The sequence below is a fragment of the Variovorax sp. PAMC 28711 genome, assembly GCF_001577265.1.
GTDB lineage: Bacteria > Pseudomonadota > Gammaproteobacteria > Burkholderiales > Burkholderiaceae_C > Variovorax.
Window position 1 is genome coordinate 2,145,099 of sequence record NZ_CP014517.1, and the last position, 22,459, is coordinate 2,167,557.

At 66.3% G+C, this 22,459-nt stretch carries 24 protein-coding genes and 1 riboswitch; of the genes, 14 read left to right on the forward strand and 10 right to left on the reverse strand.

Annotated features, from left to right (window positions below; genetic code table 11):
- Positions 1 to 29: 29 nt before the first annotated feature.
- Genes AX767_RS10590 through AX767_RS10605 form a run of 4 tightly spaced genes read left to right on the forward strand, consistent with a single transcriptional unit; the run spans position 30 to position 3,008 of the window.
- Positions 30 to 1,031, forward strand: a complete 1,002-nt coding sequence (locus tag AX767_RS10590; protein WP_068631128.1) for a KpsF/GutQ family sugar-phosphate isomerase — start codon at positions 30 to 32, stop codon at positions 1,029 to 1,031.
- The gene (locus AX767_RS10595; protein ID WP_068631130.1) at positions 1,031 to 1,579 is read left to right on the forward strand and encodes a KdsC family phosphatase; all 549 of its coding nucleotides are present in this window, start codon (positions 1,031 to 1,033) and stop codon (positions 1,577 to 1,579) included. Before AX767_RS10590 ends, AX767_RS10595 begins: the two co-directional genes overlap by 1 nt.
- Positions 1,576 to 2,217, forward strand: coding sequence for an LPS export ABC transporter periplasmic protein LptC (gene lptC, locus AX767_RS10600; protein WP_068631132.1), 642 nt, complete (start codon positions 1,576 to 1,578; stop codon positions 2,215 to 2,217). Before AX767_RS10595 ends, lptC begins: the two co-directional genes overlap by 4 nt.
- Before the next feature lie 14 nt (positions 2,218 to 2,231).
- Positions 2,232 to 3,008 (forward strand): SDR family oxidoreductase, encoded by a 777-nt coding sequence (locus AX767_RS10605; RefSeq protein ID WP_068631134.1) that lies wholly within the window; start codon positions 2,232 to 2,234, stop codon positions 3,006 to 3,008.
- 72 nt (positions 3,009 to 3,080) lie between these two features.
- On the opposite strand, the gene AX767_RS10610 is transcribed toward AX767_RS10605, so the two are convergent.
- Positions 3,081 to 3,704 (reverse strand): RNA recognition motif domain-containing protein, encoded by a 624-nt coding sequence (locus AX767_RS10610; protein WP_068631136.1) that lies wholly within the window; start codon positions 3,702 to 3,704, stop codon positions 3,081 to 3,083.
- Between the two features lie 193 nt (positions 3,705 to 3,897).
- A riboswitch (yybP-ykoY riboswitch) is annotated at positions 3,898 to 4,080 on the forward strand.
- Positions 4,081 to 4,091: 11 nt separating this feature from the next.
- Between AX767_RS10610 and AX767_RS10615 the strand changes: the two genes are divergently transcribed.
- The 5 genes from AX767_RS10615 to AX767_RS10635 all read left to right on the forward strand — a co-directional run bounded on the left by AX767_RS10615 (position 4,092) and on the right by AX767_RS10635 (position 7,935).
- Positions 4,092 to 4,655 (forward strand): TMEM165/GDT1 family protein, encoded by a 564-nt coding sequence (locus tag AX767_RS10615; protein WP_068631138.1) that lies wholly within the window; start codon positions 4,092 to 4,094, stop codon positions 4,653 to 4,655.
- Positions 4,656 to 4,767: 112 nt separating this feature from the next.
- Positions 4,768 to 5,919: a homoserine O-succinyltransferase MetX gene (gene metX / locus AX767_RS10620; RefSeq protein ID WP_068631140.1), complete on the forward strand. Its 1,152-nt coding sequence runs from the start codon at positions 4,768 to 4,770 to the stop codon at positions 5,917 to 5,919.
- Positions 5,916 to 6,500: a methionine biosynthesis protein MetW gene (gene metW, locus AX767_RS10625; protein WP_068631142.1), complete on the forward strand. Its 585-nt coding sequence runs from the start codon at positions 5,916 to 5,918 to the stop codon at positions 6,498 to 6,500. Before metX ends, metW begins: the two co-directional genes overlap by 4 nt.
- A gap of 24 nt (positions 6,501 to 6,524) precedes the next feature.
- Positions 6,525 to 7,331, forward strand: a complete 807-nt coding sequence (gene otnI / locus AX767_RS10630; protein WP_068631144.1) for a 2-oxo-tetronate isomerase — start codon at positions 6,525 to 6,527, stop codon at positions 7,329 to 7,331.
- Between the two features lie 16 nt (positions 7,332 to 7,347).
- Entirely contained in the window at positions 7,348 to 7,935 is a 588-nt protein-coding gene (locus tag AX767_RS10635; RefSeq protein WP_068631146.1) for an IMPACT family protein, read from the forward strand.
- On the opposite strand, the gene AX767_RS10640 is transcribed toward AX767_RS10635, so the two are convergent.
- Positions 7,880 to 8,794, reverse strand: a complete 915-nt coding sequence (locus tag AX767_RS10640) for an ion transporter (protein WP_068631149.1) — start codon at positions 8,792 to 8,794, stop codon at positions 7,880 to 7,882. The two genes, AX767_RS10635 and AX767_RS10640, sit on opposite strands and share 56 nt — an antisense overlap.
- Positions 8,795 to 8,928: 134 nt before the next feature.
- Between AX767_RS10640 and AX767_RS10645 the strand changes: the two genes are divergently transcribed.
- Positions 8,929 to 9,456: a bactofilin family protein gene (locus AX767_RS10645; protein ID WP_068631151.1), complete on the forward strand. Its 528-nt coding sequence runs from the start codon at positions 8,929 to 8,931 to the stop codon at positions 9,454 to 9,456.
- Here AX767_RS10645 and AX767_RS10650 read toward each other — a convergent pair.
- Positions 9,453 to 10,232 carry a DUF72 domain-containing protein gene (locus AX767_RS10650; protein ID WP_068633577.1) on the reverse strand — a complete coding sequence of 260 codons (780 nt, stop codon included), beginning with the start codon at positions 10,230 to 10,232 and terminating at the stop codon, positions 9,453 to 9,455. The genes AX767_RS10645 and AX767_RS10650 overlap by 4 nt on opposite strands.
- Positions 10,233 to 10,323: 91 nt before the next feature.
- Here AX767_RS10650 and AX767_RS10655 point away from each other — a divergent pair, with 91 nt between their 5' ends.
- Entirely contained in the window at positions 10,324 to 11,826 is a 1,503-nt protein-coding gene (locus AX767_RS10655; RefSeq protein WP_068631153.1) for a M20 family metallopeptidase, read from the forward strand.
- A gap of 21 nt (positions 11,827 to 11,847) precedes the next feature.
- On the opposite strand, the gene AX767_RS10660 is transcribed toward AX767_RS10655, so the two are convergent.
- The 5 genes from AX767_RS10660 to AX767_RS10680 all read right to left on the reverse strand — a co-directional run bounded on the left by AX767_RS10660 (position 11,848) and on the right by AX767_RS10680 (position 16,838).
- Positions 11,848 to 13,017, reverse strand: coding sequence for an MFS transporter (locus tag AX767_RS10660; protein WP_068631156.1), 1,170 nt, complete (start codon positions 13,015 to 13,017; stop codon positions 11,848 to 11,850).
- A gap of 65 nt (positions 13,018 to 13,082) precedes the next feature.
- A complete protein-coding gene (locus tag AX767_RS10665; RefSeq protein WP_068633580.1) occupies positions 13,083 to 13,547 on the reverse strand; it encodes a YidB family protein in 465 nt (154 codons plus the stop codon).
- Positions 13,548 to 13,643: 96 nt separating this feature from the next.
- Positions 13,644 to 15,002 carry a M20/M25/M40 family metallo-hydrolase gene (locus tag AX767_RS10670; RefSeq protein WP_068631158.1) on the reverse strand — a complete coding sequence of 453 codons (1,359 nt, stop codon included), beginning with the start codon at positions 15,000 to 15,002 and terminating at the stop codon, positions 13,644 to 13,646.
- 40 nt (positions 15,003 to 15,042) lie between these two features.
- On the reverse strand, positions 15,043 to 15,759 hold the full coding sequence (locus AX767_RS10675; RefSeq protein ID WP_068631160.1) for a 16S rRNA (uracil(1498)-N(3))-methyltransferase: 717 nt from the start codon (positions 15,757 to 15,759) through the stop codon (positions 15,043 to 15,045).
- Positions 15,759 to 16,838 (reverse strand): aminoglycoside phosphotransferase family protein, encoded by a 1,080-nt coding sequence (locus tag AX767_RS10680; RefSeq protein ID WP_068631162.1) that lies wholly within the window; start codon positions 16,836 to 16,838, stop codon positions 15,759 to 15,761. Before AX767_RS10680 ends, AX767_RS10675 begins: the two co-directional genes overlap by 1 nt.
- A gap of 94 nt (positions 16,839 to 16,932) precedes the next feature.
- On the opposite strand from AX767_RS10680, the gene AX767_RS10685 reads away from it, so the two are divergent.
- From AX767_RS10685 to rsmA, 3 genes are read left to right on the forward strand one after another with little or no spacing between them, the layout of a single operon-like run.
- The gene (locus AX767_RS10685; RefSeq protein ID WP_156481025.1) at positions 16,933 to 19,344 is read left to right on the forward strand and encodes an LPS-assembly protein LptD; all 2,412 of its coding nucleotides are present in this window, start codon (positions 16,933 to 16,935) and stop codon (positions 19,342 to 19,344) included.
- Between the two features lie 16 nt (positions 19,345 to 19,360).
- Positions 19,361 to 20,467 carry a peptidylprolyl isomerase gene (locus tag AX767_RS10690; protein WP_068631164.1) on the forward strand — a complete coding sequence of 369 codons (1,107 nt, stop codon included), beginning with the start codon at positions 19,361 to 19,363 and terminating at the stop codon, positions 20,465 to 20,467.
- Positions 20,468 to 20,471: 4 nt separating this feature from the next.
- A complete protein-coding gene (gene rsmA / locus AX767_RS10695) occupies positions 20,472 to 21,245 on the forward strand; it encodes a 16S rRNA (adenine(1518)-N(6)/adenine(1519)-N(6))-dimethyltransferase RsmA (protein ID WP_068631166.1) in 774 nt (257 codons plus the stop codon).
- Between the two features lie 242 nt (positions 21,246 to 21,487).
- Here rsmA and AX767_RS10700 read toward each other — a convergent pair whose 3' ends face one another.
- Together AX767_RS10700 and AX767_RS10705 are read right to left on the reverse strand one after the other, a co-directional pair.
- Positions 21,488 to 21,889 carry a barstar family protein gene (locus AX767_RS10700; protein WP_443082747.1) on the reverse strand — a complete coding sequence of 134 codons (402 nt, stop codon included), beginning with the start codon at positions 21,887 to 21,889 and terminating at the stop codon, positions 21,488 to 21,490.
- 86 nt (positions 21,890 to 21,975) lie between these two features.
- Entirely contained in the window at positions 21,976 to 22,389 is a 414-nt protein-coding gene (locus AX767_RS10705) for a ribonuclease domain-containing protein (RefSeq protein ID WP_068631168.1), read from the reverse strand.
- Positions 22,390 to 22,459 lie beyond the last annotated feature (70 nt).

Below are 22,459 nucleotides of genomic sequence, written 5' to 3' on the forward strand. Positions count from 1 at the left end.
CAGGCATCCACGCGCCATAAAATCGCACGATGAGCTCCCGCCTTCCTCTGGCCCCCGTGGTCGATCCCGACAAGCTGCTGGCGCGTGCCCGCACGACCTTCGACATCGAAGCCGCCGCCGTGCTCGGCCTGAAGGACCGCGTGGGCCCCAGCTTCGTCGCGGCGGTCGAAAAGATCCTCAACGTGCGCGGCCGCGTGGTCGTCATGGGCATGGGCAAGAGCGGCCACGTGGGTCGCAAGATCGCCGCGACGCTGGCATCCACCGGCACGCCGGCGATGTTCGTGCATCCGGCCGAAGCCAGCCACGGCGACCTCGGCATGATCAAGGCGGTCGACCTGGTGCTTGCCATTTCGAACAGCGGCGAGAGCGACGAACTCGCCGCCATCCTGCCGGTGGTCAAGCGCCAGGGCGTGCCGCTGATCGCCATGACCGGCGGGCGCGACTCGATGCTGGCGCGCCATGCCGATCTCGTGCTCGACAGCGGTGTCGAAAAGGAAGCCTGCCCGCTCAACCTCGCGCCGACCGCCAGCACCACCGCGCAGATGGCGCTCGGCGATGCGCTCGCCGTCGCGCTGCTCGACGCGCGTGGTTTCGGCACCGAAGACTTCGCGCGCTCGCATCCGGGCGGCGCACTCGGCCGCAAGCTGCTCACGCATGTGAGCGACCTGATGCGCAGCGGCGACGGCGTGCCGCGCGTCACGCGCGAGGCCAGCATGAGTGCGCTGATGCGCGAGATGAGTTCCAAGGGCCTCGGCGCCGCGGCCGTGGTCGACGCGGAGGGCCGCGCGATCGGCGTCTTCACCGACGGTGACCTGCGTCGCCTCATCGAAACCGGCGCCGACCTCCGGGCACTGACCGCTGCGAACGTCATGCACGCCGGCCCTCGCACCATTCGCGCCGACGCGCTGGGTGTCGAGGCGGCCGAGCTCATGGAGCTCGCCCGCATCACCAGCGTGCTGGTGGTCGACGCATCGGGTGTGCTCATCGGCGCGTTGAGCATCAACGACCTCATGCGCGCGAAGGTCATCTGATGCCGATGGCGTTCGAGGCCGAGACCCTGCTGGCCGCGCAGGACATCCGGGTGGCTTTCTTCGATGTTGACGGTGTGCTCACCGACGGCGGCGTCTACTTCAGCGAGCAGGGCGAAACGCTCAAGCGCTTCAGCATCCTCGACGGCTACGGACTCAAGCTGCTGCGCAGCGTGGGCATCACGCCGGTGGTGATCACCGGGCGCGATTCGAAGCCCCTGCGGGTGCGACTCGCGGCGCTCGGGATCGAGCATGTGCGCTACGGCACCGAAGACAAGTTGCCCGCGGCCGAGGCGATCCTTGGTGCGCTGAATCTGGCGTGGTCGCAAGCCGCAGCGATCGGCGACGACTGGCCTGATCTGCCCGTTCTGGCACGCGCCGCGCTTGCGGTGGCCCCGGCCAATGCGCACCACGAGGTGCGCGCGATCGCGCACTACGTGACGCAGGCACGCGGCGGCGAAGGCGCCGCGCGGGAGTTCTGCGACTTGCTGCTCACGGCAGGCGGCCACTACCGCCGGCTGCTCGACGCCGCGCGGGGGCCAGTGGCATGAAGTCCCCCTTGAATACGGTGCGCGACGTGTTCGACCGCATCACGATCTACCTGCCGATCATCGTGGTGGCGGTGCTGGCATTGGGCACTTACTGGCTCGTGCGCAACGCGCCCAAGCTGGTCGGGCCGACCGCCAAGACGGCGGCCGTGCACGAGCCGGACTATTTCATGCGCGACTTCGTGATCCGGAATTTCCTGGCCAACGGCGAGTTGCGCAGCGAGCTCTTCGGCAAGGAAGGCCGTCACTATCCCGACACCGACACGCTCGAAGTCGACGGGGTCCGGCTGCGCGCCATCAATCCGCAAGGCTTGACGACACGCGCCACTGCCAACCGTGGGTTGTCGAATGCCGACGGCAGCGAGGTGCAGCTGTTCGGCGACGCCGTCGTCACGCGCCAAGCGTCTCCCGGACGCAACGGCCAGCCGGTGCCCCGGCTCGAATTTCGCGGCGAGTTTCTGCACGCCTTCGTCGACACCGAACGCGTGACGTCGAACAAGCCGGTGACCTTGATACGCGGTGCAGACCGCTTCACGGCCGACACGCTGGATTACGACAACCTGTCCGGCGTGGCCAACCTGCAGGGCCGGGTGCGGGGGCAGCTGGTGCCGGGCGTCGCACAACCGGGCGGCAAACGCTGAGACCGGAACCACGCATGGCATCCCTCGTTTTCATCACCGGCGCATCGAGCGGCATCGGGCAGGCCCTGGCAGCGCGTTTTCACGACGCCGGCTACGACCTCGCCCTCGTGGCGCGCCGCACGGCCGAGATCGACGCGTGGGCCCAGGGCCGGGGCATCGGCGCGGATCGCTACCGGATCTACGGTGCGGACGTGTCCGACACCGAGAGCATCGTGGCCGCCGGCGCCGCGTGCATTGCGCAGCAGGGCCTGCCCGATGTGGTGATCGCGAATGCCGGTGTCAGCATCGGTATCGACACGGCCGTGCGCGCCGACCTCGATGTGCTGGCCCGCACGCTGGCGACCAACAACATCGGCCTGGCCGCGACGTTTCATCCATTTGTCGCGGCCATGGCCAAGCGCGGCAGCGGACGGCTGGTGGGCATCGGCAGTGTGGCTGCGATCCGGGGCCTCCCCGGTCACGGCGCCTATTGCGCGAGCAAGGCCGGCGTGGTCGCGTACTGCGAAAGCCTGCGCGGCGAATTGCGGGCGAGCGGCGTGAAGGTGGTGACCGTGTGCCCCGGCTACATCGACACACCGCTCACGCAAGGCAACCGCTACGGCATGCCGTTCCTGATGCAGCCGGACGACTTTGCCGAGCAGGCGTTCCGCACGATCGAAGCCGGCGCCAGCTACCGGGTCATTCCGTGGCAGATGGGCGTGGTCGCCAAGCTGATGCGCCTGATGCCGAATGCGCTGTTCGACCGCGCCATGCAAGGGCGCGCCCGCAAGAAGCGCAGCGACGGCAGCTGAGCTTCGGCCTCTGACGCATGAAAAAAGGCTCCGCGAGGAGCCTTTGTTTTTGGGGTGCTGTGCGCCCGACGCTCAATAGCCGCTATTGCCGCCGCCATTGTTGTTACCGCCATAGCCACCACCACCGCCGCCGCTGCGACCGCCACCGCGTGGGCCAGCGCCGTAAGGGCTGCGGAACCCGCCATCGCCGCCACCGCCGCCGCCACCGTAGCCACCCCCACTGCGGCCGCCGCCGCCACCGCCGCCGCCAGGACCGCCGCCGTAGCCGCCGCCACCGCCACCGCTGCGGCCACCACCACCACCGCCGTAGCCGCCGCCACCACTTCCCCCGCCGCCGTAGCCTCCGCCTCCATTGCCGCCACCACCGCCGCCGTAGCCACCACCACCGCTGCCACCGCCGCCGTAACCCCCGCCGCCGCCATAACCGCCGCTGCGGGGCGGACGTGCTTCCATGGGACGCGCTTCATTGACGACCACGCTGCGACCGCCCAGAGGCTGACCGTTCATGCCATTGATGGCGGCTTGCGCTTCGGCGTCGTCGCCCATTTCGACGAAGCCGAAGCCCTTCGAGCGGCCCGTGTCACGTTCCATCATGACTTTGGCGCTGGTCACCGAACCGAACTGGCCGAAGGCCTGTTCGAGGTCACCGTCGCGTACCGAATAAGGCAGGTTGCCGACGTACAGTTTGTTGCCCATCAAGGGACTCCTCAAAACACATCAAGAAAAGCGATGGAGTCCCGATAGCACTTCCGGACGGACCCCGCCCTGCTGCGCGAAACTGACCGATCACCGAATGCGCCTCCAGAATTTGAAGGGAGGCCCATTTATTATGGGTGAAATATCACGAACGCAAACCGGATTTTCGGGTGGGCGGCGGCCCCGCTAGAATCGCGCCGTCATTGGGGAGTAGCCGCCTTCCGTCGAGAGAAGGGCTCACGTCAACAGACTTGTCCTGCCCCACACGGGACATGGCGTGCGCAGTGTTTCACCTGGCGAGACCTTTGACCGTGCAACTTCGGAAGATGGCCGAAGGTGTTGCACGGTCAATTGCGTCCTTCGGCCCAAGGAACTCCCCGTTTCACCATGGAAGCCTTTCTCGTTTCAACCGGCATCGTCGCGCTTGCCGAAATGGGCGACAAGACCCAGCTGCTTGCGCTCTTGCTCGCCGCACGATTTCGCAAACCCTGGCCGATCGTGCTCGGGATCTTCACGGCGACGATCGTCAACCACGCGCTCGCGGGCGCGGTCGGCGCCTGGGTGACGCACATGCTGGGCGAAACCGCCTTGCGCTGGATCCTCGGCGGCTCGTTCATCGCGATGGCGATCTGGATGCTCATTCCCGACAAGCTGGACGACGACGATGCGCCGAAGTCGTCGCACTTCGGCGTCTTCGGCACCACGGTCATCGCGTTCTTCCTGGCCGAGATGGGCGACAAGACCCAGATCGCCACGGTGATGCTGGCGGCCCGCTTCGTCGGCGACTATGTCTGGGTGGTGGCGGGCACCACGCTCGGCATGATGCTGGCCAACGCGCCGGTGGTCTGGCTGGGCGACAAGCTCGTCAAGCGCGTGCCCATCAAGCGGGTACACGGCATCTCGGCGGCGATCTTCCTGGTGCTAGGCGCGGTCATGATCGCCGGCTGGTAGGCGGGGCTATACTCGCCCGGCGCCGATTTGCTACAGCTTGCGGGCGCTCTATAAATTCAGCTAAAGACCGTGGCCGAACCCGGCTCGTTTTTTAGCGAGGCCGGGTTTTTTCATGTCTTTTGAAGTCGTTTCCCAATCGATGTCCTTCGCGGGGCCGCTGGCCTTGCGCAGCGGCGCGTCGATCCGCGACTACGCGCTTGCCTACGAAACCTACGGCACGCTCAACGCCGCCAGGAGCAACGCGGTGCTTGTGTGCCACGCGCTCAACGCGTCGCACCACGTGGCGGGCGTGTACGCGGGCCAACCGAAATCCGAGGGCTGGTGGGACAACATGATCGGGCCGGGCAAGCCGCTCGACACCGACCGCTTCTTCGTCATCGGGGTCAACAATCTCGGCTCCTGTTTCGGCTCGACCGGCCCGATGCACACCCACCCCGACACCGGCCGCATCTACGGCGCCGATTTTCCGGTCGTGACGGTAGAAGACTGGGTCGATGCGCAAGCGGTGCTGCTCGACGCGTTGGGCATCGAGCGCCTTGCGGCCGTGATGGGCGGGAGCCTCGGCGGCATGCAGGCGCTGAGCTGGACGCTGCAGTACCCGGAGCGCGTCGGCCATGCGGTGGTCATCGCAAGCGCGCCGAACCTCACGGCCGAAAACATCGCGTTCAACGAGGTCGCGCGCCGCGCCATCGTGACCGATCCCGACTTCCACGGCGGCCACTTCTACGAACACGGCGTCATCCCCAAGCGGGGTTTGCGCATCGCGCGGATGATCGGCCACATCACCTACCTGAGCGACGATGTGATGAATGAGAAGTTCGGCCGCATGCTCCGGAGTGCAGTGGAAGGCGAGGCCGAACGGAGCGGCTACCGCTACTCCACGCAGGAGGTCGAGTTCCAGATCGAGAGCTACCTGCGCTACCAGGGCGACAAGTTCAGCGAATACTTCGATGCCAACACCTACTTGCTGATCACGCGAGCACTCGACTACTTCGATCCGGCGCGTGCGCACGGCGGCAACCTCAGCGCTGCCCTGGCGAAAGCCACGGCCAAATTCCTGCTCGTGAGCTTCAAGACCGACTGGCGCTTCTCGCCCGCGCGCAGCCGCGAGATCGTGAAGGCGCTGCTCGACAACCGTCGCCACGTGAGCTACGCCGAGATCGACGCGCCGCACGGCCACGATGCCTTCCTGCTCGATGACGTGCGCTACACCGGCGTGGTCGCCTCGTACTTCGAGCGCGTCGCCAAGGAGCTTTCGCAGTGAGCGATGTCGACACCCAGAAACTCATCGCCGCACTGGTGCCCGAAGGGGCACGCGTGCTCGACCTCGGCTGCGGCGACGGCGCCCTGCTCGACCGCCTCCAGCGCGAGCGCGGCTGCACCGGATACGGCGTGGAGATCGCCGACGGCAACGTGCTCCAGTGCATCCGCCGCGGCGTCGACGTGATCCAGCTCAACCTCGACGAAGGCCTCGCGATGTTCGACGACGCCACCTTCGACGTGGTGCTGCAGATCGACACGCTGCAGCACCTGCGCAATGCCGAAGTCATGCTGCGCGAGACCGCGCGCGTCGGGCGCATCGGCATCGTGGCGTTCCCGAACTTCGCGCACTGGCCCAACCGCCTGAGCATCGCGCGCGGCCGGATGCCCGTCACGAGGCGCCTGCCGTACCAGTGGTACGACACGCCCAACATCCGCGTGGGCACCTTCAAGGATTTCGAGGTGCTGGCCGGCAAGAACAAGCTGCGTGTGCTCGACGCCTTCGGCGTGCAGGACGACCGTGAGGTACGCTGGTTGCCCAACGCGCGCGCCAGCACGGCGGTCTTCAAATTCGAACGCGCCTGACCGCCACTGAGACAGGAAACCGCCATGCCGAAGTTTGCCGCCAACCTGAGTTTTCTCTATCACGAATTGCCCTTTCTAGATCGCTTCGAAGCGGCCGCCAAAGACGGGTTCGAGGCGGTCGAGTACCTGTTTCCCTACGATTGGCCGGCCGAAGAAATCGTCAAGCGGTTGAAGGACAACGGCCTGCAGCAAGTGCTCTTCAACGCGCCGCCCGGCGACTGGGACCAGGGCGATCGCGGCATCGCCTGCCTGCCCGGTCGCGAAGAGGAATTCCGCGCTGGCATCGAGAAGGCGCTCACCTATGCGAAAGCGCTCGGCTGCCCGCGCGTGCACGTGATGGCGGGCCTGGTGCCCGACGACGGCACGCTGCGCGAGACGCTGCAGCCGACCTATGTCGAGAACCTCCACTGGGCCGCCGTGCAAGCCGCGAAAGAAGGCGTCGGCCTGCTGATCGAGCCGATCAACACGCGCGACATCCCGCGCTTCTTTCTCAACCGGCAAGACCAGGCGCACGACATCGTGGCGGCCGTCGGCGCGCTCAACCTGCAGGTGCAGATGGACCTCTACCACTGCCAAATCGTCGAAGGCGATGTGGCGATGAAGCTGCGCCAGTACCTGCCGACCGGCCGCGTCGGTCACCTGCAGATCGCCAGTGTGCCCGAGCGCAACGAGCCCGATGGCGGTGAGCTGAACTACGGCTATCTCTTCGCGTTGATCGACGAACTGTCGGCCAACGGCGCCTGGGACGGCTGGATCGGCTGCGAGTACCGCCCGCGCGGCACCGCACACGAGGGTCTCGGCTGGGCGCACGACTTCCTGTCGACGCGCTAGCGACCGCACTGCATCCATGAATTTCACGCTGGGCGCTGCCGTGCACAGCGAGCGTGTCATCAAGAAGAGTCGCTTCATCGGATGCGTGCAACCGGTCGCTGACCGTGCGGCGGCGTTGCTGGTCGTCGACGCCTTGCGCGCCGAACACCCCGGTGCCGCGCACGTGTGCTGGGCGCTCATGGCCGGCGGCCAGTCGGCGGCGAACGACGATGGCGAACCCGGTGGCACCGCCGGTCGCCCCATGCTCGAAGTGCTCCGGCACCAGCACCTCGACGGCGTGCTCGCGACCGTGGTGCGCTACTTCGGCGGCGTGAAGCTGGGCGCGGGCGGCCTGGTGCGCGCCTACACCGACGCGATCGCGCAAGCGTTGCTCGGGGCCACGACGATCGCGCAGGTGCGCCAGCGCGCCCTGGCGTGCAGCGTGCCGTATGCGCTCGAAGGCGCGGTGCGACGCGAGCTTGCGGCGGTCGGTGCCGCGCTGGGCGATGTGCGCCACGAGACCGATGTGCACGTCGCGTTCACCGTGCCCGAGCCGGCCGCCGCCGGGCTCATCGAGTCGATCGGGAACGCTGCGCAAGGGCGCGTCGTCTGGCAGCAGGCGTGAGCCGCCTGGCGGGCGCCTTGGGCGCCGGCGGCTCGGCGACGGTCAGCCCGAGCACGCCGCGCGCCGCGAATGGCAAGGGCGCATCGTCCGGTCCGCGCCGCGCCATCTCGGCCGTGACGATGCCCGTCGGCACGGCGAGCACGCCCCAGCCGAGCAGCATCATCACGGAGGCAATCAGCCGGCCCAGGTCGGTCTTGGGCACCAGGTCGCCGAAGCCGACCGTCGCCATCGTCGAGATCGCCCAGTACACCGCGACCGGGATGCTGGTGAAGCCGTGCTGCGGCCCTTCGACCACGTAGATCAGCGTGCCCATCACCAGCACGACGAGCATCACGAAGCCGACGAACACGGTGATCTTGCGGCGGCTCGCCGCGACCGCGCCGACCAGCGTGCGGTACTCCTCCGAATAGCGCGACAGCTTGAAGATGCGGAACACGCGCAAGAGCCGCAGAATGCGCACGTCGATCAGCGCGGCCGCTTCCGGCACCAGCAGGATCAGGAAGGTCGGCAGCAGTGCGAGCAGGTCGATGACGCCATAGAAGCTCAACGCGTAGTGCAGCGGGCGCCGCACGCACAACAACCGACCGATGTATTCGAGCGTGAAGAGCGCGGTGAAGACCCATTCGAGCACGCCGAACACATTGCCGAAGTGCGCGCGGATCGACTGTACGCTGTCGAGAATGACGACCACAACGCTGGCCACGATCAGAGCGATCAAGGCCAGGTCGAACAGCAGGCCTGCACGCGTTTCCGATTCGAAGATCACTGTGAAGAGCGTGCGTCGCCAGCCGTGCGTCGGCTTGCCGAAACGAGCGTCGTCTTCAGGGGTGTCGAGAATTCGCGGGTCGTTGGAATGCATGGGTAGCCATTGTCTCAATCGAAAGTACCAACACTGCGGCGAACCGATTTATTCGGTTACTCTTCTTGCGCAATGAAGTGCCGCGGGCCGTAAGTGCGTTCTTACGATAGTCCTCTTTCTTGAGGAGCTCCCCTTTGGCCACACAGTCCCCTTTCTTCGGCAAGCGCACCAGCGACTCCGACTCCCTCACGTCCCGCCCCGCCCCGCTGGCCGGCTCGCCCACCAATCTGTCGGGTAGTCCCGTGAATCCCTCGTCTCTGACCACCTCGGCCGCGCCCATTGCGGTCGCGCCCGTCAAGGAAGGCGGCAGCAAGCTCACGGTCGGCCCGAACATCAAGCTCAAGGGCGTTGAGATCACCGATTGCGATACGCTGATCGTCGAGGGCCTGGTCGAAGCGACGATGGACTCGCGCTTGATGCAGATCGCCGAGCAGGGCGCGTTCAAGGGGTCTGCCGAAATCGACATCGCTGAAATTCGCGGTGTGTTCGACGGCAACCTCACGGTGCGCGAGAAGCTCGTGATCCACGGCACCGGCAAGGTCACCGGCAAGATTCGCTACAGCAAGATCGTGATCGAAGAAGGCGGCCAGCTCTCGGGCGAAGTCAGCTTCGGCACCAGCAACAAGAGCGACAGCAAGCCGGCGCTGCAAGCCGCCGCTTAAGCCGCTTCGGGCTTCCAGCCCAACCGTTCCAGCAAAGCACCGGCCGCGGCCGGTGCTTTTTCTTTGGCGCCGTTGATGAAGCACATGAACACGTCGCGCTTCTTCGGCGCCGTGGACCACGCCAGCCCGCGTTCGGCCCACGCGTCGAGCGCCTTGGGCGCGTAGCCCGTCTGGACTGTCGCGTCGGCCATCATGAGGCGCGCATAGGCGACCTCGCCTTCGGGCTCGTCGAACGAGGGAAACTTGTCGGAATCGGTGAACACCGTCGACACCTTGTACTTCTTCGCGAGCTTTTGATAGGCCGGCACGATGAAGCTTTCGTGCCGCACATCCATTACGTGGCGCAAGGTGCGGCTGCCTTCCTTCTTCGGCAACAGCGCGAGGAAGGCCTCGAAGTCTTCGGCATCGAACGGCTTGGTCGGCATGAACTGCCAGACGATGGGCCCGAGCTTGTCGCCGAGTTCGGCCAGGCCGCTGCCGACGAAACGTGCGATGGAATCGCCGGCCTCCGCCAGCACCTTGCGGTTGGTCGCATAGCGCGAGGCCTTGAGCGAGAAGACGAAGTCGTCGGGCGTCTCGTCATGCCACTTCCTGAAGCTCTCTGGCTTCATCGTGCTGTAGTAGGTGCCATTGACCTCGATGGCGCTCAGCTGCCGGCTCGCGTAGCCCAGCTCCTTCGCGTGCGACAAGCCCTTCGGATAGAAATTGTCGCGCCAGGGCGCGAAGGTCCAGCCGCCCACGCCCACGCGAATGTTGCTCGCCGATGCTTTGCTCACGTCAGTCTCCGGGTTGATGTCCACGCACTCTACGCAGCCCGGCCTGCGAGCGCAAAATGCTTTTTTCCTCACCTGCGGAGAACCCCACACCATGAATGCTCCCCTGCACCGAGAGATCCCGGCCGGCGTCCTCGACGCCGAACGCGCCCTCTCCGATGTCACCACGCAATGGGACACCGACATCGTCAAGCAACTCACCCGCTACATCGAGATCCCGGCCAAGTCGCCCGGCTTCGACAAGGACTGGTCGGCCAACGGCTACCTCGAGACCGTGCTGCGTAACGCGGCCGTGTGGGTCGAGGCGCAGAAGGTCGAGGGCCTCAAGCTGGAGATCGTCCGCCTCGAAGGCCGCACGCCGGTGCTGTTCTTCGAAGTGCCCGCCACCGGCACCGCGATGACCGACACCGTGCTCATGTACGGCCACCTCGACAAGCAGCCCGAGTTCACCGGCTGGCGCAACGACCTCGGACCGTGGACGCCCAAGTACCAGGACGGCCTGCTCTACGGCCGCGGCGGTGCGGACGACGGCTACGCGGTCTACGCGAGCGTCGCTGCGCTGCAGGCGCTCAAGGCGCAGGGCGCCGCGCATCCGCGCATCGTCGGACTCATCGAAACCTGCGAGGAGAGCGGCTCGTACGACCTGCTGCCCTACGTCACTGCGCTGAAAGACCGCCTCGGCGACGTCGGCCTCGTGATCTGCCTGGACTCCGGTGCCGGCAACTACGACCAGCTCTGGCTCACCACGTCGCTGCGCGGCATGGCCAGCGGAACGCTCAAGGTCGAAGTGCTCACCGAAGGCATCCATTCGGGCGACGCGTCGGGGCTTGTGCCTTCGAGTTTCCGGATCATGCGGCAGGTGCTCGACCGCCTCGAAGACAGCGCCACCGGCCGCATGCTGCCGGCGAGCTTTCATTGCGAAGTGCCGGCCGATCGCCTCGCGCAAGCCAGAGCCACCGCCGCGATCCTCGGCGACGAGGTCTACAAGCGCTTCCCGTGGGCGCACTACGACTGCGGCGGCTCGACCCAGTTCGCGCTGCCGACCACCACCGATCCGGTCGAGGCGCTGCTCAACCGCACCTGGAAGCCCACGCTCAGCGTCACCGGGGCTGAGGGTTTTCCGGCGCTGAAGGATGCGGGCAACGTGCTGCGTCCCTACACCGCCTTCAAGCTGTCGCTGCGCCTGCCACCGCTGGTCGAGGCCGATGCGGCCGTGGCCGAGATGAAGAAGCTGCTGGAAGACAACGCGCCCTACCAGGCGCGCGTGACCTTCGAGCACGGCGGCGGCGCGACCGGGTGGAACGCGCCCACGATCACCCCGTGGTTCGAGCGCGCGCTCAACGCGGCATCGCAGGCGCATTTCGGCGCGCCCTGCGGCTACATCGGCCAGGGCGGCACGATCCCGCTCATGAACATGCTGAGCGCCGGTTTCCCAACCGCGCAAATGATGGTGTGTGGCGTGCTCGGCCCCAAGAGCAATGCGCACGGCCCGAACGAGTTCCTGCATGTGCCGTATGCCAAGAAGCTGACGGCGGCCGTGGCCGAGGTGATCGCCGCGCTGCCGGTGGCGCACGCGGCCGAAGCGGCAACGGCCTGAAAGGCGTCGAAGCGCGGGTGATCAGCCCGGCGTCACGCGCCGTTGCCGCGCTGCCAACCACAGCAACGCGATGCCCGTCAGCGCCACCGGCACCAGCGACCCCAGGTTGAGCAGCCGCCAGCCCTGCGTCGTCACCAGCACGCCCGAAGCGAAGGACGTGACGGCCAGCGTCGCGAACATGCAGAAGTTCAACGCGCCCTGCGCGCGGTCCTTTTCTTCCGGCGCATAGGCCGAGAGCGACAGCGTCGTCGCGCCGGTGAAAAGGAAGTTCCAGCCGACGCCGAGCAGCGTCAGCGCGATCAGGAACTGGTGCAGGTCGACCCCCGTCAGCGCCACGGCGATGCAGCCCAGCTCCAGCGCGAGGCCCACGCCCATCACCGGCAGCGTGCCGAAGCGCCGGATCAGGTGCCCGGTGAAAAAGCCGGGCGCGAACATGCCGATCACGTGCCATTCGAGCACCAGCGCGATGTCGGAGAACGGCAGGCTGCACACCTGCATGGCGAGCGGGGTTGCGGCCATCAGCAGGTTCATCACGCCGTAGCCGAGCGAGCCCGCGACGGCGGCGACGATGAAAGCCGGCTGCCGCATGATCTCGCCCAGCGGTCGCCCGCCAGCAGCCTGCTGTTTGGTGAGCGGTGGTGGAAAGTCGATGAAGCGCATCAAGGTCATGGCGAGCAACGCGATCGCCGCAAGCGCGAGGTAGGCGCCGGCAAATGGCACCACGAAGAGCTGGCGCGTGACAGCCGCGAGGTTGGGCCCGACCACCGCACCGATCAGCCCGCCGGCCATCACGACCGACACCGCCTTCTCGCGCCAGGTCGGTGCGGCCAGCTCGGCCGCCGCGAACCGGTAGAGGCTGGCGTTGGCTGCGTAGTAGCCGGCCACCACCGTGGCGAAGCACAACAGCCAGAAGTTCTGGGTAAAAGCGGCCCAGGCGCACAACAGCGCGGAGCCGAATGCAACCGCGAGTCCGAGCTGGAAGGAGCCGCGTCGACCGAAGCGCCGCTGGGTGTGCGCGACCACCCCGGTCGACAGCGCACCGCCGATCACGTAGCCCATCACCGGCAAGGTCGCCATCCAGCCGCGTGGCGCGAGGCTGAAACCCACAAGCCCGTTGATCGCGATGAAGGTGACGTTGTTGGTGAGAAAAAGCCCCTGACACAGGGCGAGCAGCCAGAGGTTGCGGTTCATCCGCGTATTGTCACGGGCAAAAAAAAGGCGCCCTTGCGGGGCGCCCAACTTGCGATGAAAAAAGACTAACCTTTTTGCAGCAGACCGCTCAGCGAAGCCAGCAGGTCGTCATGCGTTCCAAGCCCCCCTTCGGGCGCCTTGCCCTGCGGCGTCAGCTGATTGATGAGCTGCGGCAGCATGGCCGCGAGCATCGGCAACAGCGTCGTGGCGTTGACGCCCAGCTTGCTTGCGATGCTGGAAATCGCGTCGCTGCCGAGCACGTTGCCCAACTGGCCGCCCGAGATCGGCGCGTTGTCGCCCTTGCCGATCCACGAGCCGATCACGTCGCCCATGCCGGCCTGCTCGAACTTGCTGACCAGGCCGCCAAGACCGCCCTGCGAGCCGTTGTTGGCCAGCAGCCCGCCCAGCGCGCCGGCGATGGCACCCATGTCGCCCAGACCCCCGGCGGGTCCCGCAGCGCCGCCTTGCGGTGATTGCTGCGTTCCCAGACCGCCGATCACCTGACCGAGAACCGAATCGAGCAATCCCATGGTTTTTCCCTTGATGTGTGACAGAGCCACCATTCTCGAACGGTGGGCGGAATAAACAATACGCTGCCGTTTGTTTTCCGGTGGCGTCGTGAAGAATTACTTCGCAGTTTGCGCGCGCGGTGCGCGTTTGGGAAGCAGCGGCTCGCTCACGCCTTGCACCCCCACCAGGCCCAGCACCGTGACCAGCGAGTTCTGCGCGCCCCTCCAGGCATCGGTCAGATCGATCCATTCGCTGAGCGCGTGGAAACCGCCGGTCTTGCCGCCGCCACCGATGATGATGGCCGGAATGCCCAGCGACATCGGTACGTTGGCATCGGTGCTCGCGCCGCTCATCAGCGTCTTGTGGCCGAACGCGGTGTTGGCGCGCACGGCCGCTTCGACCATGACCGAGTCCGACGGTGTGCGGCCGCCCGGCCGGTCGCCGATGAGTTTGGTCGACACGCTGAGCGTGTCCACGCCCCAGCGCTTGTTCTCCTCGACCACGGCTTCGTCGATCGCGGCGAGGATCTTCTTTTCGGTATCGAGCAGCGGCTGCATTTCGTCGGAACGAATGTCGACCGCCATGCGCGCGTCCGGCGCGATGGTGTTGACCGATGTGCCACCGCCGACCGTGCCGACGGTGAAGGTGGTCTTGGGAAAGCTCGGCGTCTTGACGTCGGCGATCTTCGCGATAGCGCGGCCCATGCCGTGGATCGCGCTCGGCACCTGGCCGAAGGCGCCGTAGCTGTGGCCGCCGGGGCCCTTGAAAGTCACTTCGTAGCGATGGCTGGCGGTGCCGAGCACCAGCACCGCGCCATCGGGTGCCGGCTCGATTCCGACCATGCCGTCGAGGTCGAGGTGGTCGGCGAAGATCTTCTTCATGCCACGCAGGTTGCCGAGCTCTTCTTCGCCCACGTTGCCGACGAACAGCAGGTCGCCGACGGTCTGAACCTTCTGATCGTTGAGCACCTTGAGCCAGGACAGCAGTACCGCGAGGCCGCGCGTGTCGTCGGAAATGCCGGGCGCGTAGAGCCGACCGTCGCGCTCCTTGACCTTCACGTCGGTGCCGGTCGGGAACACGGTGTCGAGGTGCGCGGAAATCAGCAGCTTGGGCCCGTTGCCCGTGCCCTTGCGCAGCCCGACCACATTGCCCTCGGCATCAATCTTCGCGTCGGCCAGGCCGAGCGCCTTCATGCGCGCGAGAAAGGCTTCGGCGCGCTTCTGTTCCTTGAACGGCGGCGCCTCGATCTCGGTCAGGAGCTTCAGGTCGTCGATGGCGCGGGCGTGGTCGGCCTTGACCGCCTCGAGCAGCTTCTGGATGTCCGGTGCGGCCATCAGTTGCGTGTAGGCCTTGTCGACCGCGGGCTGCACCTGGGACGGCGTCGGCGCGACGGCGTTGAAGCCCTGGGCGTGGGCGGCACCGGCGCTGCAAAGCATGGCGAGGGTGATGGCAGCGAGGCGTGGGAGTGGTTTCATGGACGTGAAGTCGAAAAAAAGGGTAAACCGAAAGGACGAACTAACGGCCCAGCAAGATCAGCGTCGACAGTGCGGCGGTTTCGGCGCGCAGCACGCGCGGGCCGAGCGTGAGCGGGGCGAAGCCGCGCGCCACGGCGTCTTTTTCTTCGCCCGGACTGAGGCCGCCTTCAGGCCCGCTCAGGACCTGCACGCTGCGCTCGCCGAGCGTGGCGGCCACCTCGGTCACCGATGCGGTGCCGTCGGCCAGGCTGAGGATCAGGCGCGCGTGGCTGTCGTCGGCGGTGGCGAGCCAGCCCGCGAACGGCCGCACCGGATGGATCGCCGGCACGCGATTGCGGCCGCACTGCTCGCACGAAGCGATCGCGATCGCTTCCCAATGCGCGCGTTTCTTGTCGGCGCGCTCTCCGGCGAGGCGCAGCACGCCGTGCGCGGTCATCAGCGGCTGGATGCTCGCGACGCCGAGCTCGGTGGCCTTTTCGACCAGCCAATCCATGCGCTCGTTGGCCGGCATGCCGACCGCGAGGTGCACCGCGCGCGCCGCTTCGCGCTCGACCGCGTGGTGCGCGCCCACGACCACATCAACGTCGCTGCGGCCCATGCGCTCGACCGTGGCGTTGTATTCGCCGCCTGCGCCGTCGAACAGCGTGATCGCATCGCCCGGTTGCAGGCGCAACACCTGGACATGGCGCGCCGCGCCCGGTGGCAGCGCGAGCGACGTGCCGGCAGAAAGCGGAATGGCGCAGTGGAAACGCGGCATCAGACCCGACCGTAGGCGAAGCCGCCGGGCGCGGTGTTGCCTTCGATCTCGTCGATCACGCGGACCAGCGGCGTCAGCTCCATGTAGCGGCCCGCGGTGGCGCGGATGTAGGCGATGAAGCGGGGGGCGTCAGCCAGGTATTTCGGCTTGCCGTCGCGCAGGGTCAAGCGCGCGAAGATGCCGGCGACCTTGAGGTGGCGCTGCAGGCCCATCCACTCGACCGCGCGGTAGAAAGCGCCGAAGTCGGCGTCGACCGGAAGCTTTGCCTTGCGAGCGGCCAGCCAATAGCGCACGGTGACCTCGAGCACGAACTCCTCGTCCCAGCTCAGGAAGGCGTCGCGCATCAGGCTGGCGATGTCGTACGTGATCGGTCCGTAGACAGCGTCCTGGAAGTCGAGCACGCCGAGCGTGGAAGTTCCCTCCTTCACCATCAGGTTGCGCGGCATGAAGTCGCGGTGCACGTAGACACTGGGCGAGGCGAGGTTGTTCTCGACGATCAGACCGAAGGCGCGGTCCAGCCGGTCTTTCAACTTGCCCTCGACGGCGATGCCGCGGTGCTGCGCGATGTACCAGTCGGGAAACAGCGCCAGCTCGCGCGTCAACAGTGCACGGTCGTAGGGCGGCAGCACACCGGGCTTCGAGGCGAGTTGCCAGCGGACGAGCGCGTCGATCGCTTCGTCGTACAGCGGGCGGTTGGCCATGGCGTCGGTCGGGTCGATGACGTCGAGCATGGTCTGGTGACCGAGGTCGTCGAGCAGCAGAAAGCCGTGCGCCGAGTCCCAGTCGAGCACCTGTGGCGCGCTGACGCCGGCTTCGGCCATCAGCTGGGCGATCTGCACGAACGGGGCGCTGTTTTCCTTGTCCGGCGGCGCGTCCATCACGATGCGGGCGAGCCCGGGATCGGTGGTGTCGACACGGAAGTAGCGGCGGAAGCTGGCGTCTGCCGAAGCGAGTCGCACCGTCTCGGGGCGAAGTCGTTGCGGGCCTGCGATGCCGGTCAGCCAGCGTTCGAATGCTTCGGCGCGGGCGGGATCGGCCCAGAGAGGGGCCGTCAAGGCCGGTGGCAGGGAGGCTGTCATGGATAATCGATTCTACAAACGCGCCTGGCGCTGCTCCCCTGCAAACCCCCCCCGGCCCGCTGCGCCGCTTCCCCAAGAACTTTGTCCCTTGCCGATGCCTGAACTGAACCGAGCCTTGTGGTGGCAGCGGTGCCGCGCGCCGCTGCCGTTGGCCGCATTGTCGCTGGCGTTGTTGCACGCGCAGGGCGCTGCGGCCCAGGGCGCGCCTGTCGATGCCCCGCTGATCCTCAAGCGCACGCCCGAACTCACCGAAACGATTCCGCCCGAGCTGCGGGGCCAGTTGCCGAGCTTCGTGGACGGCAACCGGATTTCGGGGCGTCCCGATCTGGAAACCATCGTTGAAGGCAACGCCTCGTTGCGCCGCGGCGACACGGTCATCAATGCCGACCGGCTGGAGTACTACCAGCCCGACGACCTGGCGAAGGCCCGCGGCAATGTGCGCGTGAACCAGGGTGGCAATGTGTACGAGGGCCCCGAGCTCGAGCTGAAGCTCGAAAGCTTTGAGGGTTTCTTCAACAACGTGCGCTATCGCTTTCTCGCGACCGGCGGCCATGGCGACGCCGACCGCATCGATTTCGTCGACAGCAACGTGTCGGTCGCGCGGCGCGCCACCTACACCACCTGCCGCCGCGAAGATTTCCCGGGCTGGATGCCCGCCTGGCTGCTGAGTGCGGCCACGCTGACCACCGACACCGAAGAGAACGTGGGCGTCGCGACCGACGCGCGCCTCACCTTCATGGGCATCAGCACGCCGGCGTTCCCGAGCATCAGTTTCCCGCTCAACAACGACCGCAAGAGCGGCTTCCTGCCACCGACCATCGGCATCGACAACGTGAACGGCGTCGACGTGACGGTGCCGTACTACTGGAACATCGCGCCCAATCGCGACGCGACCTTCTACCCCAACCTGATGAGCAAGCGCGGCATCAACCTGGGCAGCGAGTTCCGGTACCTCGAAGACAAATACAACGGCACCGCGCGCTTCGACTACATGCCGAGCGATTCGTTGCGCGATCGCAGCCGCTGGGGCGCGTGGACGCACCACGAGCAGACCTTCGATCCGAAGCCGTTCGGCCTCGATTCGCTCAGCGCCACGCTCAACATCAACCGCGTGAGCGACAACGACTACTGGCGCGACTTCACGCGCACGCCGTCGCTCACCACGCGTCTGCTCAACAGCAACGGCTCGCTCAACTGGGCCACCGGCGACTGGAACGGCTTCTTCGGCGCGACCAAATACCAGACGCTGCAGTACGACCAGGCGCCGGTCATTCCGCCGTACGACCGGCTGCCGCAGATCACTGCGAATTACGCCAAGTACGACTGGAAGGGCTTCGACATCGCGTTCAACACCGACTATTCGCGCTTCCGGGCGGACCCGACGGTCCAGCTGCAGCCGAATGGCGATCGCGTGTTTGCGCAGGCGGAGATCAGCCGGCCGTTCCTCACGCCGGGCACCTTCATCATCCCGAAGCTCAAGCTGCACACGGCGACCTACCAGTTCGACGGGCCGCTGGCCAACGGTGCGACGAGCGCCACGAGCACGATCCCGACCATCAGTCTCGACAGCGGCATGGTGTTCGAGCGCGACGCGAATTATTTCGGCCGCGCGTTCCGGCAAACGCTGGAGCCGCGCGCCTACTACGTCAACACGCCGTACCGCAACCAGAGCAACCTGCCGGTCTACGACACCGCAGCCAACGACTTCAATTTCGCGACCGTCTACAACGAAAACGAATTCTCCGGCCACGATCGCATTTCGGCGACGAACGCACTGACGGTCGGCGTCTCCACCCGGCTGTACGACTCGGAGACGGGCGAGCAGGCCGCGCGCTTCGGCATCGCGCAACGCTACCGCCTCAAGGACCAGAACGTGACGTTGCCCACCACCGGGCAAACCGCCGCGACGGCTGTGGCCAGGGAAGGGGTCAGCGATCTGCTGCTCGGCGCGCAGATCAACTGGACGTCCAAGTGGAGCGTGGACACCACCTTCCAGTACAACCCCGACACGCGCCGCTCGGTGCGCAGCGCGGTCACCGGCCGGTACAGCCCGGAGCCGTACCACAACTTCACCGCGTCGTATCGCTACCAGGCACCGACGCTGCCCGGCGGCACCGACGGCAACAAGTCGATCGACTTCGGATGGCAGTGGCCGCTCAACGACCTGTGGGGTGACAAGGGCAAGGACCTCGGCCCGGGTCGCGGCGCGGGCGGCGGCCGCTGGTATGCCGTCGGACGCCTGAACTACAGCATGCAAGACCGCAAGCTGACCGACGGCGTGCTCGGCATCGAGTACGACGGTTGCTGCTGGATCGGCCGTGTCGTGCTGGAACAATTGAGCACCGGCCAGGTCACAGCCAACAAGCGGATCATGTTCCAGCTGGAATTCGTCGGCTTCGCGAGCATCGGGACCAATCCCCAGCGCACGCTCACCCAGAACATCCAGCGCTACCAGCCGCTGCGCCAGCCTTATGCCGGCGCGAGCCGCTTCACCAATTACGACTGAGACAGAGCACATGCCCATGAAACACTTCCGTATCACCACCCTGACGCTGGCCTGTGTCGCGGCGCTCGCCGCGGCCTCCGCGGTGCATGCGCAGGCGCAGGGTTTCCGGACGGGCAGCGGCCGGGGTATCACCGACATCGTTCGCGGCGGCGTCACGGCCCCGCCCGCCGTGCCTTCGAACCGCCCGGCGACGGCCGGTCCGGCCGTGCAGCGGTCGGCGGAGTACATCGTGGCACTCGTCAATTCCGAGCCGATCACCAACAGCGACGTGCAATCGCGTGTGGAGCGCATCGTCCGGGAGAACGGCGCCGAGGCGACCAAGATTCCCCGTCCCGAGCTCACGCGGCTGGTGCTGGAGCGCCTGATCTCCGAGCGTGCCCAGCTGCAGATCGCCAAGGACTACCGCATCGACATCGACGATGTCGCCATTGATCAGGCCGAAGCGACCGTGGCGCGACAAAACCAGATCACGCTGGTCGAATTGCGTCGGCGCGTGGCCGCTGAAGGCATCGCGCTGGCCGACTTCCGCCGCGACCTGCGCGACCAGCTCACGCTCACCAAGGTGCGCGACCGGGAAGTCGACAGCAAGGTCAAGGTCAGTGACACCGAAGTGGACCAGTACATCCGCGAACAGCGCGAGTTGCCCACTGCCAACAAGAACGTGCAAGCCACGGTCACCCAGACGCAGGCGCGTCACATTCTGCTGCGCAACGACCCCAAGCGCACGACCGCCGAAGCCGTTGCGCAGCTGGCCGAATTCAAGAAGCGGATTCAGGCGGGCGGTTCCGACTTCGTAGGCTTGGCGCGTGACAACTCGCAGGACGGCAGTGCCAAGGACGGCGGCGACCTCGGCTGGACCAGCCCCGGCCAGTTCGTGCCCGAGTTCGAGGAAGCGCTGGACCGCTTGAAGCCCGGCGAGATCAGCGATCCCGTCGTGTCGCGTTTCGGCGTCCATCTGATCCAGGTCGTCGCGCGCCGCGACACCAAGCTGAGTCAGGCCGAGCAGCGCGATGCCGCGCGCGTCGAACTCAAGGAAAAGAAGACCGAGGACGCCTTCCAGACCTGGGCGCAGGAGACGCGCGCACGCGCCTACGTCGAATACCGCGAACCCCCCCAGAGTTGATCGCGTGAAGCACATCGCGCGCAAGCGCTTCGGACAGCATTTTTTGTCCGACGGCGGCATCATCGACGCGATCGTGCGGGAGATCGCGCCACAGCCGGGCGATGCGATGGTCGAGATCGGGCCGGGGCTCGCGGCGCTGACGCAGCCGCTGGTTGAGCGGCTGGGCCGGCTCACCGTGATCGAACTGGACCGCGATCTGGCGCAGCGCCTGCGCGGTCACGGCCAGCTCGACGTGATCGAATCCGACGTGCTGCGGGTCGATTTCGCCGAACTCGCCGCCAAGCTGGTGGTGCCGCCTGCGACCGCCCTGCGCGTCGTGGGCAACTTGCCGTACAACATCTCCACGCCCATCCTGTTTCACCTGCTGAGCTTCGCGCACCTCATCGCCGACCAGCACTTCATGCTGCAAAAGGAAGTGATCGACCGCATGGTCGCGCACCCGTCGACGTCGGATTACAGCCGGCTTAGCGTGATGCTGCAGTGGCGCTACACGATGGCCAACGTGCTCTTCGTGCCGCCCGAAAGTTTCGAGCCGCCGCCGCGGGTCGACAGTGCTGTGGTGCGCATGGTGCCGCTGGCGGTGCCGCCGAAAGTCGATGCAGCGCGGCTCGGCGAAATCGTGCAGGTGGCGTTCAGCCAACGCCGCAAGATCATGCGGCACACGCTCGGCAAATGGCTCGAGGCGCACGGCTTTTCCGGCGGGTTCGACGTGCAGCGCCGTGCCGAAGAAGTGCCGGTGGCTGAATACGTCGCACTTGCCCAGGCTGTTCCCCCATGAAAAAAGCCCGTCGTCGACGGGCTTTTTAATTTCCGGCGGGGCGCAACCTCAGGCTGCGGCCAGCCAGTACCCGGCGTTGAAGGGGCTGCTCATGCGCAGCGCCAACGGCGAGACGTCGACCAGTTTATCGGTCGGCATTTTTTCGGCGGCGGGATCGGCACTCAAGTCGATCCCTGCGAGCACGTCAGTGCCCTGCGAAGCCTCATTCGCCCGTTCTGCTTGGCTGGTGGATGCAGAACGGGCTACAGAAAAGAATAGAAGCACCTGAACGGTATCTTCCGGTCTCCCCAGTAGTCGGAGGCGTCACGGAAGATGTCGAGCAGCTGCTCGCGCGCTTCCTTGTCGAATTTGGCGTTGGCCGGAATCTGCTCGAGCACGATCACGAAGCCAGGCTGCGGGCCCGACTTGTGCAACGGGTCGGTCATGCAGTCGTACAGCGCATCGAAGTTCTTGCCGAAGTGCGCAGGGAACGTGAACTGCTGGGCGATCAGATCCAGAATGTCCTGCTTGGTCTGGGCGTTGCCCAGGTTCGCATACAAGAAGTGCTGGTTGGCCGCGTGCGCCGCTTCCTGCAGGTCGTTCACGCGGAAAGCGCGAATCGACTGCACGATGTTCGGTCGCACGGAACGAAGGGATAAGGTCATCTCCGCGGGTCTTTCCAAAGTTGTCATCAACATCTCTTCTTTCGTCGGGGCGCTGCGAGGCGCCGCTCCCGTCATCAGTTCATCGCTCATGGGGCGATGCGCCTGAAACTTGCGTAGTGGTCCGCCGTGTACCAACACCGGTCGGGTGCCCGGCGCTCGCCGCCGCACACGATGCGCCGCGCACCACGGTCTCGCGAACCGGGCGTATCGACCGTGTACTCGCGGTAGTGGCCCCGCCGCTCGCTGGGCAACTGGCGTTCGCGATTGCCGAAAACCGAGCCGTCCTTTTCATGCGGAAACGGGCCGCCGTTCAAAATCGCTTCGTAGGTTCGCCGACCCTGCTGAGGCAGTTCGGCCAGCGAAATCGACTCTTTCGCCGATTGACTGTCACGGTGTCCGAACCATTCGCGTGCTTCCGCGCCGGGAGTCAGAACGGCCAGCAACAGGCTGGTGAGCGCTAACTTGGAGGCAAAAGACGTGAGTGAGGCGTAAGCCGCCATGGGGCACCAGACAGAAAAGAACGGGAGTCGAAACCGGAATAATCCGGTGGTTAACCCCGGCATTGCCCTT

Coding starts and splice junctions, on each gene's coding strand:
- AX767_RS10590 (WP_068631128.1), top strand. CDS start 30: ATGAGCTCCCGCCTTCCTCTGGCCCCCGTGGTCGATCCCGACAAGCTG.
- AX767_RS10595 (WP_068631130.1), top strand. CDS start 1,031: ATGCCGATGGCGTTCGAGGCCGAGACCCTGCTGGCCGCGCAGGACATC.
- lptC (WP_068631132.1), top strand. CDS start 1,576: ATGAAGTCCCCCTTGAATACGGTGCGCGACGTGTTCGACCGCATCACG.
- AX767_RS10605 (WP_068631134.1), top strand. CDS start 2,232: ATGGCATCCCTCGTTTTCATCACCGGCGCATCGAGCGGCATCGGGCAG.
- AX767_RS10610 (WP_068631136.1), bottom strand. CDS start 3,704: ATGGGCAACAAACTGTACGTCGGCAACCTGCCTTATTCGGTACGCGAC.
- AX767_RS10615 (WP_068631138.1), top strand. CDS start 4,092: ATGGAAGCCTTTCTCGTTTCAACCGGCATCGTCGCGCTTGCCGAAATG.
- metX (WP_068631140.1), top strand. CDS start 4,768: ATGTCTTTTGAAGTCGTTTCCCAATCGATGTCCTTCGCGGGGCCGCTG.
- otnI (WP_068631144.1), top strand. CDS start 6,525: ATGCCGAAGTTTGCCGCCAACCTGAGTTTTCTCTATCACGAATTGCCC.
- AX767_RS10635 (WP_068631146.1), top strand. CDS start 7,348: ATGAATTTCACGCTGGGCGCTGCCGTGCACAGCGAGCGTGTCATCAAG.
- AX767_RS10640 (WP_068631149.1), bottom strand. CDS start 8,794: ATGCATTCCAACGACCCGCGAATTCTCGACACCCCTGAAGACGACGCT.
- AX767_RS10655 (WP_068631153.1), top strand. CDS start 10,324: ATGAATGCTCCCCTGCACCGAGAGATCCCGGCCGGCGTCCTCGACGCC.
- AX767_RS10660 (WP_068631156.1), bottom strand. CDS start 13,017: ATGAACCGCAACCTCTGGCTGCTCGCCCTGTGTCAGGGGCTTTTTCTC.
- AX767_RS10665 (WP_068633580.1), bottom strand. CDS start 13,547: ATGGGATTGCTCGATTCGGTTCTCGGTCAGGTGATCGGCGGTCTGGGA.
- AX767_RS10670 (WP_068631158.1), bottom strand. CDS start 15,002: ATGAAACCACTCCCACGCCTCGCTGCCATCACCCTCGCCATGCTTTGC.
- AX767_RS10675 (WP_068631160.1), bottom strand. CDS start 15,759: ATGCCGCGTTTCCACTGCGCCATTCCGCTTTCTGCCGGCACGTCGCTC.
- AX767_RS10680 (WP_068631162.1), bottom strand. CDS start 16,838: ATGACAGCCTCCCTGCCACCGGCCTTGACGGCCCCTCTCTGGGCCGAT.
- AX767_RS10685 (WP_156481025.1), top strand. CDS start 16,933: ATGCCTGAACTGAACCGAGCCTTGTGGTGGCAGCGGTGCCGCGCGCCG.
- AX767_RS10690 (WP_068631164.1), top strand. CDS start 19,361: ATGAAACACTTCCGTATCACCACCCTGACGCTGGCCTGTGTCGCGGCG.
- AX767_RS10700 (WP_443082747.1), bottom strand. CDS start 21,889: ATGACCTTATCCCTTCGTTCCGTGCGACCGAACATCGTGCAGTCGATT.
- AX767_RS10705 (WP_068631168.1), bottom strand. CDS start 22,389: ATGGCGGCTTACGCCTCACTCACGTCTTTTGCCTCCAAGTTAGCGCTC.